Origin of the sequence: Litoribaculum gwangyangense (genome assembly GCF_039543505.1) — a bacterium.
In the GTDB taxonomy this organism is placed as follows: domain Bacteria; phylum Bacteroidota; class Bacteroidia; order Flavobacteriales; family Flavobacteriaceae; genus Litoribaculum; species Litoribaculum gwangyangense.
This window is the reverse complement of record NZ_BAABJW010000002.1, coordinates 584,870-599,426: the sequence shown is the minus strand read 5'-3', so window position 1 is coordinate 599,426 and position 14,557 is coordinate 584,870. Positions and strand designations below refer to the sequence as shown.

The 14,557-nt window shown below is 31.5% G+C and carries 20 protein-coding genes; 9 read left to right on the top strand and 11 right to left on the bottom strand.

What is annotated here, in order from left to right; genetic code table 11:
* Positions 1-16: 16 nt before the first annotated feature.
* Genes ABD963_RS08185 through ABD963_RS08175 form a run of 3 tightly spaced genes read right to left on the bottom strand, consistent with a single transcriptional unit; the run spans position 17 to position 2,568 of the window.
* Positions 17-1,003: an MlaD family protein gene (locus tag ABD963_RS08185; RefSeq protein WP_345276464.1), complete on the bottom strand. Its 987-nt coding sequence runs from the start codon at positions 1,001-1,003 to the stop codon at positions 17-19.
* A 12-nt stretch (positions 1,004-1,015) separates the two neighbouring features.
* On the bottom strand, positions 1,016-1,795 hold the full coding sequence (locus ABD963_RS08180; protein ID WP_345276463.1) for an ABC transporter ATP-binding protein: 780 nt from the start codon (positions 1,793-1,795) through the stop codon (positions 1,016-1,018).
* Between the two features lie 2 nt (positions 1,796-1,797).
* The gene (locus ABD963_RS08175) at positions 1,798-2,568 is read right to left on the bottom strand and encodes an MlaE family ABC transporter permease (protein ID WP_345276462.1); all 771 of its coding nucleotides are present in this window, start codon (positions 2,566-2,568) and stop codon (positions 1,798-1,800) included.
* A 174-nt stretch (positions 2,569-2,742) separates the two neighbouring features.
* On the opposite strand from ABD963_RS08175, the gene ABD963_RS08170 reads away from it, so the two are divergent.
* On the top strand, positions 2,743-3,102 hold the full coding sequence (locus ABD963_RS08170; protein WP_345276461.1) for a hypothetical protein: 360 nt from the start codon (positions 2,743-2,745) through the stop codon (positions 3,100-3,102).
* A gap of 90 nt (positions 3,103-3,192) precedes the next feature.
* Complete coding sequence (locus ABD963_RS08165; RefSeq protein ID WP_345276460.1) at positions 3,193-3,792, top strand: hypothetical protein; 600 nt, start codon at positions 3,193-3,195, stop codon at positions 3,790-3,792.
* 69 nt (positions 3,793-3,861) lie between these two features.
* Here the strand turns inward: ABD963_RS08165 and ABD963_RS08160 are convergent, their stop codons facing one another.
* Entirely contained in the window at positions 3,862-5,565 is a 1,704-nt protein-coding gene (locus ABD963_RS08160; RefSeq protein ID WP_345276459.1) for an ABC1 kinase family protein, read from the bottom strand.
* Positions 5,566-5,569: 4 nt separating this feature from the next.
* Complete coding sequence (locus tag ABD963_RS08155) at positions 5,570-5,938, bottom strand: hypothetical protein (protein ID WP_345276458.1); 369 nt, start codon at positions 5,936-5,938, stop codon at positions 5,570-5,572.
* A 228-nt stretch (positions 5,939-6,166) separates the two neighbouring features.
* Between ABD963_RS08155 and ABD963_RS08150 the strand changes: the two genes are divergently transcribed.
* The 5 genes from ABD963_RS08150 to ABD963_RS08130 all read left to right on the top strand — a co-directional run bounded on the left by ABD963_RS08150 (position 6,167) and on the right by ABD963_RS08130 (position 8,878).
* Positions 6,167-6,574, top strand: a complete 408-nt coding sequence (locus tag ABD963_RS08150; RefSeq protein ID WP_345276457.1) for a CBS domain-containing protein — start codon at positions 6,167-6,169, stop codon at positions 6,572-6,574.
* A 116-nt stretch (positions 6,575-6,690) separates the two neighbouring features.
* A complete protein-coding gene (locus ABD963_RS08145; RefSeq protein WP_345276456.1) occupies positions 6,691-6,915 on the top strand; it encodes a heavy-metal-associated domain-containing protein in 225 nt (74 codons plus the stop codon).
* A 51-nt stretch (positions 6,916-6,966) separates the two neighbouring features.
* The gene (locus tag ABD963_RS08140; RefSeq protein WP_345276455.1) at positions 6,967-7,686 is read left to right on the top strand and encodes a peroxiredoxin; all 720 of its coding nucleotides are present in this window, start codon (positions 6,967-6,969) and stop codon (positions 7,684-7,686) included.
* A gap of 14 nt (positions 7,687-7,700) precedes the next feature.
* The gene (locus tag ABD963_RS08135; protein ID WP_345276454.1) at positions 7,701-7,886 is read left to right on the top strand and encodes a hypothetical protein; all 186 of its coding nucleotides are present in this window, start codon (positions 7,701-7,703) and stop codon (positions 7,884-7,886) included.
* 47 nt (positions 7,887-7,933) lie between these two features.
* A complete protein-coding gene (locus ABD963_RS08130) occupies positions 7,934-8,878 on the top strand; it encodes a L,D-transpeptidase (RefSeq protein WP_345276453.1) in 945 nt (314 codons plus the stop codon).
* Positions 8,879-8,893: 15 nt separating this feature from the next.
* Here ABD963_RS08130 and ABD963_RS08125 read toward each other — a convergent pair whose 3' ends face one another.
* Positions 8,894-9,907: a 2-hydroxyacid dehydrogenase gene (locus ABD963_RS08125; RefSeq protein WP_345276452.1), complete on the bottom strand. Its 1,014-nt coding sequence runs from the start codon at positions 9,905-9,907 to the stop codon at positions 8,894-8,896.
* 136 nt (positions 9,908-10,043) lie between these two features.
* On the opposite strand from ABD963_RS08125, the gene ABD963_RS08120 reads away from it, so the two are divergent.
* Both ABD963_RS08120 and ABD963_RS08115 read left to right on the top strand, forming a co-directional pair.
* Positions 10,044-10,553 carry a hypothetical protein gene (locus ABD963_RS08120; protein ID WP_345276451.1) on the top strand — a complete coding sequence of 170 codons (510 nt, stop codon included), beginning with the start codon at positions 10,044-10,046 and terminating at the stop codon, positions 10,551-10,553.
* Positions 10,554-10,564: 11 nt separating this feature from the next.
* Positions 10,565-10,939, top strand: coding sequence for a GerW family sporulation protein (locus tag ABD963_RS08115; RefSeq protein WP_345276450.1), 375 nt, complete (start codon positions 10,565-10,567; stop codon positions 10,937-10,939).
* An 88-nt stretch (positions 10,940-11,027) separates the two neighbouring features.
* Here the strand turns inward: ABD963_RS08115 and ABD963_RS08110 are convergent, their stop codons facing one another.
* From ABD963_RS08110 to ABD963_RS08090, 5 genes are all read right to left on the bottom strand, one after another.
* Positions 11,028-11,444, bottom strand: coding sequence for a DUF6691 family protein (locus ABD963_RS08110; protein ID WP_345276449.1), 417 nt, complete (start codon positions 11,442-11,444; stop codon positions 11,028-11,030).
* A gap of 3 nt (positions 11,445-11,447) precedes the next feature.
* The gene (locus ABD963_RS08105) at positions 11,448-12,005 is read right to left on the bottom strand and encodes a YeeE/YedE family protein (protein ID WP_345276448.1); all 558 of its coding nucleotides are present in this window, start codon (positions 12,003-12,005) and stop codon (positions 11,448-11,450) included.
* Positions 12,006-12,098: 93 nt separating this feature from the next.
* The gene (locus ABD963_RS08100) at positions 12,099-12,725 is read right to left on the bottom strand and encodes a DUF2202 domain-containing protein (RefSeq protein ID WP_345276447.1); all 627 of its coding nucleotides are present in this window, start codon (positions 12,723-12,725) and stop codon (positions 12,099-12,101) included.
* 182 nt (positions 12,726-12,907) lie between these two features.
* Positions 12,908-14,155 (bottom strand): NAD(P)/FAD-dependent oxidoreductase, encoded by a 1,248-nt coding sequence (locus ABD963_RS08095; protein WP_345276446.1) that lies wholly within the window; start codon positions 14,153-14,155, stop codon positions 12,908-12,910.
* A 159-nt stretch (positions 14,156-14,314) separates the two neighbouring features.
* Positions 14,315-14,521: a YgaP family membrane protein gene (locus tag ABD963_RS08090; protein ID WP_345276445.1), complete on the bottom strand. Its 207-nt coding sequence runs from the start codon at positions 14,519-14,521 to the stop codon at positions 14,315-14,317.
* Between the last annotated feature and the right edge of the window lie 36 nt (positions 14,522-14,557).

Below are 14,557 nucleotides of genomic sequence, written 5' to 3'. Positions count from 1 at the left end.
CAAAATAATAAGAGTCTTACTTATTTTCTTTGTCCATCTTTTTTTGTTCGCGTTCTAACTTTCTAAAATAACTACGGGTCAAGAAATTGTGCTTTAAGGCTTCCATATTCTGGTTGAATTTATCGGTACCTTCATAAATGTTTTTCATAGACTGTTCCAAGTTTTTTACAAAGTTTTCATCTTTAAAAAGATAATCAACAGCGCCTTTTCCATTTTTAAGATCGGTGATGGTTTCATTAAGGTTTGTAATGACCGCTTTCATGTCTTGGCTGGATGTTTCTAAATTGGTTAGAACAACTTTTATCTTTTGAGCTTCAATAGAATCGTTCAACAATACACCAGCAATGCTTTCATCAAAATTAATATTATTAATAATGGCATTTAATGATTTCATGGATTTGTTGGCTTCAATACTCATAATTCGTAATTGATTCACTGTATGCTTTAAGTTATTGGATACTATGGTATCATTTATAAGCATTCCAAAAGTGCCTTTACTATCAGCCATAGCATCTGCGATATTGAGAAGTTTTGCGGTCAATAATGCGGCATTTTCATTGGTAACACTTAAAGTGTTAAGCATGTCTGCTGTACCAATTTTGGTATAACTTTTAATAATATCACCCTCCGAAATAGCTTCAGCATTTCCGTCACCGGGGATGATATTAACAATCATATTCCCAACCAAACCATCGGTTCCAATAGTGGCAATAGCGTCTTTTTTAATATGTTGAACCATTTTTTCTTCAATAACCATATTCACGTTAATGGTAGAATCGTTTATCATGGAAATGGTTTTTACCGTTCCTATATTGATGCCAGAATAGCGTACATTATTACCTTGAATCAAACCATTTACGTTATTAAAATTGGCACTGATGCTAAATGTTTTTACAAACATATTTTGACGATTTCCAATAAAATAAATCGCTACTACAAATAATAGCAATCCAACAATAACGAAGATGCCCAATTTTAATTTTTCATTATTTGTCTTTCTCATGATCTGAAATATTTATTTAAAAAACGCTTTAATCTTTTCATCCTTTGAAGCTCTTAATGCTTCAAAAATACCTTCGGCGTAGTTTATACCATCTACCAACAGAATCATACGTTCTGAAACCACACGCGCACAATCTACATCATGGGTGATGATTAGCGAAGATGTTTTATATTGGCGTTGAACACGTCGCATAAGTTCTATAATTTCTTTAGCTGTGATAGGATCTAATCCACTTGTTGGCTCATCATATAAAATAATTTTTGGTTTCAGTATTAATGTTCTGGCCAAAGCCACACGCCTTTGCATGCCCCCAGAAAGTTCCACGGGCATTAAATCTATGGCGTCAACCAATCCTACACTTTCTAAGGCTTCGATAACCAACTCTGTAGTGTCTGTTAAATCTCCAAACTTATGTTTGTGTCGCCTTAATGGAAATTCTAAATTCTCTCTTACCGTCATTGAATCATATAGAGCACTTCCTTGGAAAAGAAACCCAATTTCGGTTCGTAATTCATCTAAATCGTTACGGTTAAGTGTATTGATATCTTTACCCATAACTGAAATACTTCCTGAATCTGGTTGCATCAAGCCCACCAAACATTTTATCATTACCGATTTTCCAGAACCAGATTTACCCATAATTACCAAGTTTTCGCCCTCAAAAAGCTGTAAATTGAATCCATTTAAAACATGATTGTTTCCAAAGGATTTTTTTAAATCTTTAATTTCGAGAATAGGCTTTTTTAAGCTTATAGTCTCTTTTGGTGTTTGTATATTTTGTATTGAATTCATTTTTAAATTTCAAAAAATATATCGGTTATAAATACAGCTATAAAGTCAATTATAAATAATAGCATAGACGAAAATACCACCGCAGAGTTTGCAGCCAACCCAACGCCAACGGTACCCTTCTCGCAATAATACCCTTTGAAACACCCTACTAACCCAATGGCAAAACCAAAAAAATAGGTTTTAATGGTAGCTGGAACAATGTCTCCAAACTCTAACGAATTAAACACCTTGTTGAAATATAATTGAAAGGACACTTCACCCTTTAGGTTTTCAATGATGTAAGACCCATAAAGTGCTATGGCATCGCCAAAAATCACTAAAATGGGTAGCATCAAAGTTGCTGCCAGAACCCTGGTTACCACAAGAAATTTAAATGGGTTCGTACCTGAAACTTCCATGGCATCAATTTGTTCGGTTACACGCATGGAGCCTAATTCGGCACCAATTCCTGAGGCTATACGTCCAGCAAAAGTTAAAGCAATTATTACAGGACCAATTTCTCTTATAATGGAAATGCTTACCATAGATGGCATCCACGATTCTGCTCCAAACTCTTCCAAGGTGGGTCTAGTTTGTAACGTAATAACCAAACCTATTATAAAGCCTGTAACACCAACCAGTAAAAATGAGCGGTTGCCTATATTATAACATTGCTTAAGTAACTCATTAAACTCAAAAGGCTTATTAAAAAGTTCTTTAAAAAACCTTCTAGCAAAGTATGTGAGTTCACCAATTTCTATAAAGAACGATTTTATATGGATTGATTTAAGCATAAAAAAACAGGTATTCCAATATTTAAAGTTATGATAACATGATAATATATAAAATGATTAAAATCATTTAGTTACCAACGTGTTTTTAGAGTAAATCAATTAATTTCTTTGAGCTGATATTTCTCATTGCATACCAAAATCTACATCATTACATTTATAGAAAGTGGTGATATTATGAAAAACCAATTCTTCATATCATTATTCATGATAATGGGATTTTTTACTTTGTTTAGATGTAGCCCAAGTATAGATATTGGTGATTCACTCGATGGTCTTTTCCACTTTGATTGGCCTTATTGCTATAAAGTATTAAACATTACAAATGATGAACCCATTCCGAATGCAAAAACAACAGCTATTTATTTAAATCAGGAGGGTGAAAATATTCAATTAATTCTAATTACGAATTCAGAAGGAACCTCCTGTCATGATTGGTACGATTTCATTTATGCTGAAATTTCGGCTGATGGTTTTGAAACCTTGATTTTGGATAATGGTTTTATACCAACCACGGTTAAATTGATTCCCCTTTAATATAGAGGCTAGGTTATATAAAACTGATGATTATCATTGCCTAAAATCAGTTTTGTTTAGATATTTAATAACAACATAAATCTAATAGTTATGAAAAACAAGGATATACATTTTGTAGATAAAGTTATTGAAGCCCTCAGAAAATCAGCTACAGAATTGGAGGAATTTCAAGTGAAAGCGGCATTAGGAAAAGCTGAGGCACAAGACAAGTATGAGGAGGTTAAAAAGAAATTTAACTTATTTATACATGAAAGCGAATTCAAAATTAAAGGTGTGAAGGAAAAAATTGAAGAGCTTCACACCAAATTTGATGAATTACGTGTTCAATTAGCTTTAGGTAAAGCAGAGACCAAAGAAATTTTTAAAAAGCAAAAAAAGCAATTGCTTACGATAATACATGACATAGAAGTTAAAATTAAAACCAATGAAACTTTAAATAGAATGTATGCTTTTACACTTATTGAAATTGAACAATTTAAAATTCAGTTAGAAATTTTAGAGCAAAAATTTAATAAAGAAAAACCTGAAGCTAAGGAATCTTTTGAAAAAGGGAAAAAAGATTTTAATTCCTTTATAGATAAGTTCAAAGGCAAGTATGCAAAGAAAAAAGAAGAAACGAAACTTGAGCATTTCCAAACAGAAATCTCGGAGGCTTTCACTCATTTTAAAAAAGCATTTTCAAAGCCTTAAACATCTGTATTTATGTTAAAAAGCACAAGTTCATTGTGCTTTTTTTATATCTTTTAAAATAATAAAAAATCAATAATCGTAGTCCCCTTTTTTTATGTTGGATATCATGCCAAAGCCCAGTAATAACGCTAATGAAAAACTAGAGACACCTAACAAAGAAACACCTTTCCAAAGTGGTTGTATTTCAAAAATTATAAATAAAGATGCCCCAACAATAAGAGCAACCATAATAAAAGCTGTAATCAATTGTTTCGTAATTCTTTGAAGTGTATGCACCATCGGGTCTATACCTTTATGCGTTAAATCTACCTTTATTTGACCTGAGTTAATTTTGCGTATGGCATTTTTTAAATCCATTGGGAACTCTTCCAAATAATCTGTAAGTTCAACTAATGAATTTACTATTTTTTTACCCATTTTTAAAGGATTGTATTTTCTGGTAGCACTACTTTTTAAATAAGGCTTTACAATTTCAAATTGCTCTAATTTTGGGTCTAATTTTTCAATAACACCCTCAATAGTTACTAACGACCTGGCAAAAAGGAAAAAATAAGTAGGTACTTTTAAACCATGGGCAACGATAATATCTTTAAGTTCCAATAAAATGGTACTCATTTCATTTTCATGAACATCACGAACATAATATTTCTCAACAAATTCATTAATATCAAACTCTAAATCTCTTCGATTTAAAATGGGTGCGTTGTTTGAAAGTTGTTGTAAAGCTCTTATTATTTTTTTTACATCTTTATTGGTAATAGCAATGAATAATTTCCCGAATATGGAAATGTCTCTAGGAAGCATGCTTCCCATCATACCAAAATCTAAATAGCAAATATGGTTATTTGGTAAAACCAATAAGTTACCCGGGTGTGGATCAGCATGAAAAAAACCATATTCAAAAATTTGTTTAAAATAACTTATTGCTAATCTCCTGGCAATAACTTTGGTGTCTATTTGTTTGGTTTTTAGCTCTTCAATTCTATCAATTTTAATACCAGAAACAAACTCTAAGGCCAATACTTTTGAGGTTGTAAATTCCTGATATACTCTGGGCGAATGTGCAAATTGTTCTAAGGATTGATCTTTTTTCAAATTGTTGAAGAACCGTTGCACGTTAATGGATTCATGAATGAAATCGAGTTCTTTTAATATGGATGCTTCAAAATTTTTAACCAAACCTACTGGATCAAAGCTTTTTAGAGAGGGAATTCTTTTTTCCAAAACATGTGCAATTCTATACATCACCTTAATGTCTTCGATGATTACATCATAAATGCCAGCACGTTGTATTTTAAGTGCAACACGCTTACCAGAATGTAAGGTCACTTTATGCACTTGTGCCATAGATGCGGAAGCAAAAGGTGTTGGTTCGAACCATGCAAACAGGGTTTCCACGTTGTTTTTTAGTTCAGTTTCAACAACTTTCTTCGCTTCAACCTCCGACATGGGTGGTACATTATCTTGAAGTTTTTCTAATTCGAAAGTGAGTTCGAGAGGTACCAAATCTGGTCGGTTGCTTAAAATTTGACCGAATTTCACAAAGGTTGGACCTAACTCTTCACATACCAATCGCATTTTTGCCCATTTGCTGTACTGTGAAACTCGTTTTTTTGTGGAGTTTGGAATTAACTTTTGAATGAATGTATAGTTTTTGTTTTCCTCTAAATATTGCACCAAATCATCAAAACCATACTTCATCAATACTTTAAGTATTTGATTGTATCTAGAGATAGATTTAAATCGTTTTACAATATCAATAATGAGCCCCATTTTATTAAGCTTCTAATTTGTTAAGTCTGGCTTCTAATAGAGCTACGGCGTTTTCAAGCTTTTCAATTTTTTCATTTAAAGCCTTAATTTCGTCTAAGTGGGCCACATTTATTTTTTTGTAAAATTTCGTAACCAACTCCTCTATTTTTTCATTTAATTCTTCTTTAAGTTCATGGGTTTTTAATATAATTTTGTCCATAAACTCTAATTCGTTACCATTCTCATCTAATTGCGTTTCAGACATTGCTTTATTAATATTTTCTTTACTTTTTTCTGAAAACTCATTTATTTTTTCTATAAAATGATGGTCTCTTGCCAAAACATAAATACTTGAACTTAATGTGAGCAACTCTAATATAGTTTTTGTTTTCATGTGTATATAGGTATTATTTTATAATGGTCACATGTAATTTACTTTTTAAGTATTGCCTAAGGTGGAAATACTTCTAATAGTCCAGTGTCATTACTTTTTAACTTGCCTTAAACTAATACTAAATATATTAACAAATTAGATGATTTAACATGATTTAAATCATTTTAAAACAGGTATTTATATTTTAATTTTAATCAATAAAAAGTAAAATAAATAATAGTGGAACTGATGAAAAGTAATTCAATAATACCAGTAATGACTAAAGATGTGGTTTCTGTTTCACCCGAACAAAATCTATTAGATGTCAAGCATATATATGAGAAAAAGAGATGGCACCATCATATTCCAGTTTTAGATGAGGAACAGTTGGTAGGTATGGTTAGCTTAATAGATTTTATGTACAATATTGTTGGTGCAGGAATTAATGACGATCATGAAGTTTATAAAAAATTGAAGGTTAAGGATATAATGACTCGAAAACCATTCTACTTAACCACCGATGCCAGTGTTGAAGATGTTGCGAAAGTTTTATCTACCCAGTATTATCATGCAGTTCCCATTCTTGAAAATGATAAATTGGTAGGCATTGTTTCAACTGCTGATATTATTAATTATTATTTGAACAAAACCCTATAAAATTTTAGTTGTTTTAATCGATGCTTCTGGTTAAAATAATTTGCTAAAAATTTTATAAGAATGATCATTATCATTTCAAATTTATAAGACACTAGGTATTTTTAAAAAGCAAAAAAATGAGGGCCAAATTGCACATTCAAAATTTAAAATGCGGTGGTGGTAAAGCTACTATTATAAACAGACTTTCATCTACAAAGCATCTTACGGGAGTGGATGTTGATCTAAATGAAGAAACTGTTTCTTTCGATTATGATACACATCATGATTTAGATAAGGCAAAACATATACTTTCTATAATAGGTTACCCCATAATAGGTTCTGAAAACAAACAATTTATGTAATCGCAATGAGATTAAAAATGTGCTTTTGGATAAATTATAAAATAAAAAGTAATGGAAATTATACAAGAACAAGAAAAAATGGTGTCATTACCAAGAATTGGTGATAAAGCACCCGAATTTAAAGCAGTAACCACACAAGGTGAAGTTAATTTTCCTCATGATTATCAAGGTGAATGGGTTATTTTGTTCAGTCATCCAGCAGATTTCACTCCAGTGTGCACATCAGAATTTATAACATTTGCGCATTTAGAAAACAAGTTCAAAAATGCAAATTGTAATTTAATAGGTTTATCAATTGATGGGTTGTATAGCCATATAGCATGGTTAAGAACCATTAAAGAAAAGATAGAATTTAGGGGCATGAAAAACATTGAAGTTAAATTCCCTTTAATTGAAGATATTTCGATGGAAGTTGCCAAAAAATATGGTATGATTCAACCAGGAGAAAGCAAGACAAAAGCTGTTAGGGCAGTCTTTTTTATTGATCCTAAGGGTTTTATAAGAGCTTTAATTTATTACCCACTCAGTTTGGGTAGAAACTTTGATGAAATTTACCGAGCCTTAATTGCTATGCAAACCGCTGATAAATTTTCAATAGCGACGCCTGCCGATTGGTATCCTGGTGATGATGTTATTGTTTCGCCTGCAGGCTCTTGTAGTGTTGCTGAAGAACGTATGACCAATACCGATGGATTGGATTGTGAAGATTGGTTTTTCTGCACCAAAAAACTAGACAAAGACACTGTTTTAAGTGATGTTTTAAAAAACTAATATTAAAAAATAAAATGATGAACGGTAAAGACGATAAGAGTAATTGGGCTATAGGAGGCGGTATTCTTTCAGGTTTAGGAGCTGGGTTCTTTTTCTTGCAGCAATCCGCTTTAATGTTTGTAGGCGCCATGCTTTTAGGTTTGGGTATTGGCTTAATAATCACCTCTATTTTATCAAGTATCAACTTAAAAAAGGAATAGCATTTTTATATAAAGGAATTCAGATAATAGGTACAAATAATTTAAAAATGAAACCCATTAAACTATTATCAAAATTAGCTTTATTAACATTCATACTTTTATTGATTACTTTCAAGTTTTGTTGCCCAAAAAATGATGACTATGATACTTATTCAAACACATGGGGCAACAAAACTTTATTTAGTAAATCACTACCATTAAAAGTTGCGATAAACAAAAATATTATTGTTGAAAATTATTTTCAATTTTTAGATTCCATTGTAAATAAATACGATTTCATTACTCCCTATAAATTAACTGAGCACCTTTTAGTTAGAAGCAATTATTGGATTATAGATACGCTTCAAAACACCGATTATTACAGAATGATAGCATTGGATTCATTTGTCTATAATCAAAGAAAAATGATAGTATTACCCCAAGGCTCATTTTTAACAATTCCTGATTCTTTGGAGGCTTTAAAGCTTATAAATTCATTTAAGAATACTTATATAGATGTGAATATTCCAGAATTTAAGCTTCGTGTTTATGAAGATTCATTGAAGCTTTATGAGTTTCCTATTCGCGTTGGAAGGTATGAAAAAAAATATTTGGAGATGTCAGGTAGGATTGAAGATTTAAGGACAAAAACAGGTAATGGAATCATTATAAAACATAATAAAAACCCCCGATATGTAAATCCTGTTAATAACCATGAGTATTTTGTAACAAAAAGGGATGATAAAAAAACTACCAAACTGCCTTTAATTCCTTTTTTGGAAACTGAAATAAATGGATTACGACATGGGCAATTAATACACCCTACCACAAACCCTATAACACTTGGTAAAGCTTATTCAAATGGGTGTATAGGTACCAAAGAGGCCGATGCTTGGGTTATTTACTATTATGCCCCTATAAATACCAAAATACGAATTAGATACGATTTAAATGTTTTAGGTAAAAATGGTGAACCCCAAGTTTTAGAGGACATTTACGGATATAACAAGTAATAGAATTGAATAATCTTAAGCTTTGGTTTTCGGCAAGTTAAAATAAACCTCATTTTCAGTAGGCGTATTGTCATGCCAACAACTTAAGTTATAAATAGTAGTTTCGGCTATATTTGTTAACGCCTCTTTTGTTAAAAATGCTTGGTGTCCGGTGATTAAAACATTGGGCAATGCATTAAGTTTTATGAGTGAATCGTCTTTTGGAATATCTAGGGAGCAATCTTTGAAAAATACGCCTCTTTCATGTTCATAAACATCCATTGCTAATCCAGCAATACGTTTTTCCATTAAAGCTTCAATAGTGTCATTGGTGTTTATAATAGCTCCTCTTGCAGTGTTGACTATAATACAATTTGGTTTCATCAAATCAATTAAAGTTTTATCAATTAAATGATGGGTATCGGTATTTAAAGGCAAATGAATAGAAATAATATCCGATTCTTTACACAATGCTTCAAGCGAAGTATATTGTAATTGATATTGAACAGATAATAATTTATTGGGGTTAATATCAAAACCCAATAGTTTACATCCAAAACCATGCATAATCTTGGTCATTACCGAACCTATTTTACCAGTTCCTAAAATGCCAACTGTTTTTTTGTTGATATCAAAACCTATTAAATGGTTTAAATCGAAATTAAATTTTTTAATACGATCATTTGAAAGTACCAATTTTCTATTCAATGCCATTAAAATAGTGACGGCATGTTCTGCAATGGCATGGGGCGAATAGGCCGGTACGTTAGCAACCTTTATGTCCAGTTCTTTAGCGGTAAATAAGTTTACATTATCATGACCTACCGATCTGAGAGCCATGTATTTCACACCAAAATCCTTAAGTTTTTCTAAAACAATATTAGAAGCATTATCAGAAGAAAATATGGATATGGCTTGATACCCAATAGCTTTCATAGCAGTTTCTGATGTTAGCGCTTCGTCAATAAAAGTTAGTTTATGCTTCCCTTTGTTAGCAGCCTCCAAATATGGGATTTCAAATGGTTTTGTACTGTAAATAAGGACTTTCATGGTTGTTTACTTAATAAACCAAATGTATTTTATTATAGAGATATCAACAATGATATATATCAGATAAATAGGTTTAAGTTGATCAATATCATTGATTTATGTTCAGGTAGTACTTAATTTAAATCAAAATTTAATCATGGCTTTTTTTGTAGTAATTACAATGATTTTATTGTTATTGGGCTCTTTACTATTTGTACCAATTATATTGTGTTTGGACACCACATCAAACCAATATTACATCATGTTGCAAGGTTTGTTTAAAGCCGATTTAGAAACTGATGATGCACAGGTTTTTAGAATACGATTAAACATTTTATTAATGAAATTTTATATATATCCGTTGAAAAGGAGAAAAAGGGGTGTTAGAAAAATTCAAGAAAAATTCAAGAAAAAATATCAGACAGAATTTAAAAAAAAGCCTAAACTAATGAAGATTTTCAGAGTATTAAGAACCTTTAAAGTGAAACAGGTTTATGTAAATATGGATACGGGAAATTATATTTTAAACGCTAAGCTATATCCAATATTTTCTTTACTAAATTATAAATTCGGAAATTTTCATGTCAATTTTCTGGGGCAAAATGAGCTGGTTTTACTCATCAAAAATAGGCCCATCAACATTATAAAAGCATTTATTAATTTTTAAATTATTACATTATGGATTTACATTTTGAAGAATTACTAGGAAAAGTAACAGACTTTATAAAGTCTGAAGCTAAAACAGAAACTGTGGTTGGAGAACCATTTGAATTAGGTCAATTTCAATGTGTTCCCGTTATTAAATTAGGAATTGGATTTGGTTCAGGTGGAGGCGAAGGTACCGAAACTAAAACAAAAGCCATAAAAGGTCAAGGCGCTGGAGCTGGAGCTGGGGTTGGTATTGAACCTATAGGTTTTCTAGTTACAAAAGGCGATGAAATTTCTTTTATTGATGCTGGAAAAGCACATGGACTCGCCGCAGCTTTTGAAAAAGTACCCGATTTAATTGAAAAGTTTGCAGATAGAAAAGCGAAAGCTGAAATGGCTAACTAGTTAGGGTAGTTTTAGAGTACCAATACACGTAAAAATACAGACTGAACTTAAATTTTCTTTTAAAATTCCGTCTGTATTTTTAATTTATCTAATGGGGAAGTTTATCTTTTAGCAATCCATAAATATAAGTACCTATTATGGCAAATATTATTACAATCAAAATAGGTAAGAAGCCAGCTCCTAAAAGGGTAAACATAGGTCCCGGACAAGCTCCAGCCAACGCCCAACCCAAACCAAAAATTATGCCGCCTATTAAATAACGAGCAATGCCTCTATCTTTAGGGGTAAAAATAATTTCTTCCTTATAAAAAGATTTCAGTTTTTTCCGTTTTATTAATTGTACGAAAATGATTCCTACCATTAAAGCGGATCCAATTATGCCATACATATGGAATGACTGAAACTTGAACATCTCATAAATTCGAAACCATGAAGAGGCTTCGGATTTAAACATGGTAATCCCAAATACTATACCTATCAATAAATAAACAACTGTTCGTACCATAATTTAAAATATTAAAGGAAAAATAAAATGAATCATAACTAAACCACCAGCAAAAAAACCAATAACGGCTATTAGAGATGGCACTTGTAAATTACTTAACCCAGAAATGGCGTGTCCTGAAGTACAACCACCAGCATATCTAGCTCCAAATCCAACCAAAAAACCACCCATAGCTAGCACTAAAATGCTTTTGATATTTAAAAGAGAGGAGATGTCAAAAAGTTCGGTAGGCAAATAGGCCTTGCCGGCACTTTGGAAACCTAAATTGTTTAGGTCTGAAACCGTTTCTGGATTTATATCAACGGAAAAATTATTGGTTAATACATGCGCACCTATAAAGCCTCCAATAATAGCTCCCAAAACAACTATTAAGTTCCATTTTTGGGTTTTCCAATCGAATTTAAAAAAATCTGTTTTTTTACCTGCGCCACAAATGGTGCACATGGTTCTTAAGTTTGACGACATTCCAAAGTTTTTACCTACCATAATAAGTAAAAACATGATGGTAGCTATCATGGGGCCAGAAACGTACCATGGCCAAGGTTCATATATCCAATTCATCACTTTAATTTTAAATTACAAAATAAATGTTTTTTTATGAGTTTTGTTGTAACAAATGTTACTTACTAAAAAAACGATTTAAATTATAGTTTTTTAGTTTTTTTTACATTTTTCTTGGCTGCTTTCAATGATAATTTTAAACTCCTCATTAGATAAAAATTGAGGAGTGTATGAGTCATTAATGTTTTCTAAAGATGAAACAAAACTTTTTAAATGATTTTTTGAACCACATTGCAGACTTTGAAAAACTGAGATTATAGATAGGTTATTTGTAGCATTTATAAAGTTTTGTAAATCAACTATATCTAAATCTTCAATGGTTGCACCAATTTTAAGTGCATTTGTCATACTTAATATTCCATCAATTTGAAACTGATTATATAAACTTTGTAAATCTTGATTTTTGAACTCACCTAAAGGCAAGACATCATAATTAATTTGATATTTAACCAACAGGCTTTCAATGGAATCCATATGGTTTTGTTCACTATTCTTAATATTTGAAAAAGGATTAATGGACCAAATATTATCTAAAAACAAATACGTATCTCTTGCCAGTTTTTCTTCTTCTAACATGAATAATAATGCTTCCTTATCAGATTGTGATAAAGTAATTTCTAATGAATCGGTATCATAGACTTTGTCATGGTCACTACAGCCAATAGCGAACATAATTATGACAACTATTATGAGATAGGGTGTAGCTTTTAACTTTTTCATTTTCTTAAATTTAAAATTCATTTTATAAATTTCGAAAATATTGTTAAGAAGTTCAGTTACTTTGGTTACCAATAAACTTTTGCTAAATTTTTGTATAACAAAAAGGTGGTATCTAACCACCTTTTTTGAAATTTTAAACTAAAATTTCTTTTTAATTAGCTATTTATTCCAAAAGATTTAATTTAAACATCTTTACCTTTCATCATTTTATTCCAATATAAATAAGGCAACATATACTTTTTAAGTATCCATAATCTCCAATGTTCTTTTGAAGAATCTGAAATGAGCATTTTCTTTAATTGGGGGTCTGGTGTAAAATTACTTTGGTAATCAAACTCAGCTAAAACCATTTTTCCATAATCTGTAACCAAAGGACAAGATGAATAGCCATTGTATGATTTTGTACCAATTTTATTATGGTCTATGAGCAAAGTGATGTTATCAACAACAACAGGTACTTGTTTTCTAATAGCTGCTCCTGTTTTTGCTGTTGGTAATGCGGCCACATCACCCAAACCAAAAATGTTAGCAAATTTGTTGTGCTGCATGGTGTGATGATCTACATCCAACCATTTAGCATCATTCACTAATGGAGAATCTTGAATAAATTTTGGTGCTACAGATGGTGGGGCTGTGTGCAGCATGTCATAATGAATACCTACTAAATCTCCTTCTTTAGAAACTTCAATGTCTTTGTGGTTATACTCTGATTGATTATCTCCCAGCGCATACCAAGCTATTTGTTTATCAGCATCTATTTTCTTTAATTGGTGACCAAAACGCAAATTAATGTCTTTTCTATCTATAACGTTCATCAGTGTTTCCGCTACGGGCTTAACACCAAAAATAACGCCTCCATTAGTGGCGAAAACAATATTTGTTTTACTTTTCACACCACTTTTTCTGAAATAATGTTCTGCTAAATACATTATTTTTTGAGGAGCACCACCGCATTTTATAGGAGTTGTAGGTTGTGTAAATAAAGCGGTTCCGCCTTTGAAGTTTTTTAGGACTTTCCATGTGTGTATGGGGTCCGTATAATTACTACAAACGACGCCTTTATCAATGGCTTCTCCCAAACCTGGAACTAATGAATAATCATAAGTTAATCCAGGTGCCACAACTAAATAATCATAAGTTATATCTCCACTAGATTTGGTTGATACTAAGTTTTTTTCTGGCTTGAAACCTGTAGCAAAATCTTTAATCCAATCAGCTCCTTTGGGAATAATATCTCCCATAGGTCGAGCCGTTTTATCATAATCATAAGTTCCTGCACCAACCAATGTCCATGCTGGTTGGTAATAATGGGTGTCGGCAGGTTCTATGATACCAATGGCAAAATGCCTCTTTTTATTAAGAAGCTGTGCAGCTACCATAATCCCCGCAGTTCCACCTCCTATAATTAATATTTGATAATGCTTACTCATAATATATAGTTTAGTATTTGTATTCTAGATTAACTAGTTAAAAGTATGAAACCTTATTAAAAAATGTTGTAACATATGTTACAGAACAAAGGTTTCTATCACAAAAAAGCATAGCCATTCTAAGATGTTAGAATGGCTATGCTTTTTTGTTAAGAAGAATTATTCTTTGATTTTACAGGTATTTAATCCTACCAATGTATAAAGCGGGCAAAAACTTATTAAACTTGTAAGCACAAATATGCCTGATAACGCCAAAAGCACATAAGCAATAGTGCCTTCAACAAACCCTTGCCAATATAAAATAACAACGACTACTGCTATTAGTAATCTAATTATGCGGTCAGTACCGCCCATATTTTTTTTCATAATTATTAGTTTTTAATTATTAATACAATTGAGATA

What these genes read in the sequence shown, in the direction of transcription:
- ABD963_RS08110 (WP_345276449.1), bottom strand. Translation starts at nt 11,444, where the DNA reads ATGGTACGAACAGTTGTTTATTTATTGATAGGTATAGTATTTGGGATT.
- ABD963_RS08105 (WP_345276448.1), bottom strand. Translation starts at nt 12,005, where the DNA reads ATGAATTGGATATATGAACCTTGGCCATGGTACGTTTCTGGCCCCATG.
- ABD963_RS08130 (WP_345276453.1), top strand. Translation starts at nt 7,934, where the DNA reads ATGAAACCCATTAAACTATTATCAAAATTAGCTTTATTAACATTCATA.
- ABD963_RS08145 (WP_345276456.1), top strand. Translation starts at nt 6,691, where the DNA reads ATGAGGGCCAAATTGCACATTCAAAATTTAAAATGCGGTGGTGGTAAA.
- ABD963_RS08135 (WP_345276454.1), top strand. Translation starts at nt 7,701, where the DNA reads ATGATGAACGGTAAAGACGATAAGAGTAATTGGGCTATAGGAGGCGGT.
- ABD963_RS08160 (WP_345276459.1), bottom strand. Translation starts at nt 5,565, where the DNA reads ATGGGGCTCATTATTGATATTGTAAAACGATTTAAATCTATCTCTAGA.
- ABD963_RS08175 (WP_345276462.1), bottom strand. Translation starts at nt 2,568, where the DNA reads ATGCTTAAATCAATCCATATAAAATCGTTCTTTATAGAAATTGGTGAA.
- ABD963_RS08095 (WP_345276446.1), bottom strand. Translation starts at nt 14,155, where the DNA reads ATGAGTAAGCATTATCAAATATTAATTATAGGAGGTGGAACTGCGGGG.
- ABD963_RS08100 (WP_345276447.1), bottom strand. Translation starts at nt 12,725, where the DNA reads ATGAAAAAGTTAAAAGCTACACCCTATCTCATAATAGTTGTCATAATT.
- ABD963_RS08180 (WP_345276463.1), bottom strand. Translation starts at nt 1,795, where the DNA reads ATGAATTCAATACAAAATATACAAACACCAAAAGAGACTATAAGCTTA.
- ABD963_RS08185 (WP_345276464.1), bottom strand. Translation starts at nt 1,003, where the DNA reads ATGAGAAAGACAAATAATGAAAAATTAAAATTGGGCATCTTCGTTATT.
- ABD963_RS08170 (WP_345276461.1), top strand. Translation starts at nt 2,743, where the DNA reads ATGAAAAACCAATTCTTCATATCATTATTCATGATAATGGGATTTTTT.
- ABD963_RS08150 (WP_345276457.1), top strand. Translation starts at nt 6,167, where the DNA reads ATGAAAAGTAATTCAATAATACCAGTAATGACTAAAGATGTGGTTTCT.
- ABD963_RS08115 (WP_345276450.1), top strand. Translation starts at nt 10,565, where the DNA reads ATGGATTTACATTTTGAAGAATTACTAGGAAAAGTAACAGACTTTATA.
- ABD963_RS08125 (WP_345276452.1), bottom strand. Translation starts at nt 9,907, where the DNA reads ATGAAAGTCCTTATTTACAGTACAAAACCATTTGAAATCCCATATTTG.
- ABD963_RS08120 (WP_345276451.1), top strand. Translation starts at nt 10,044, where the DNA reads ATGGCTTTTTTTGTAGTAATTACAATGATTTTATTGTTATTGGGCTCT.
- ABD963_RS08165 (WP_345276460.1), top strand. Translation starts at nt 3,193, where the DNA reads ATGAAAAACAAGGATATACATTTTGTAGATAAAGTTATTGAAGCCCTC.
- ABD963_RS08090 (WP_345276445.1), bottom strand. Translation starts at nt 14,521, where the DNA reads ATGAAAAAAAATATGGGCGGTACTGACCGCATAATTAGATTACTAATA.
- ABD963_RS08140 (WP_345276455.1), top strand. Translation starts at nt 6,967, where the DNA reads ATGGAAATTATACAAGAACAAGAAAAAATGGTGTCATTACCAAGAATT.
- ABD963_RS08155 (WP_345276458.1), bottom strand. Translation starts at nt 5,938, where the DNA reads ATGAAAACAAAAACTATATTAGAGTTGCTCACATTAAGTTCAAGTATT.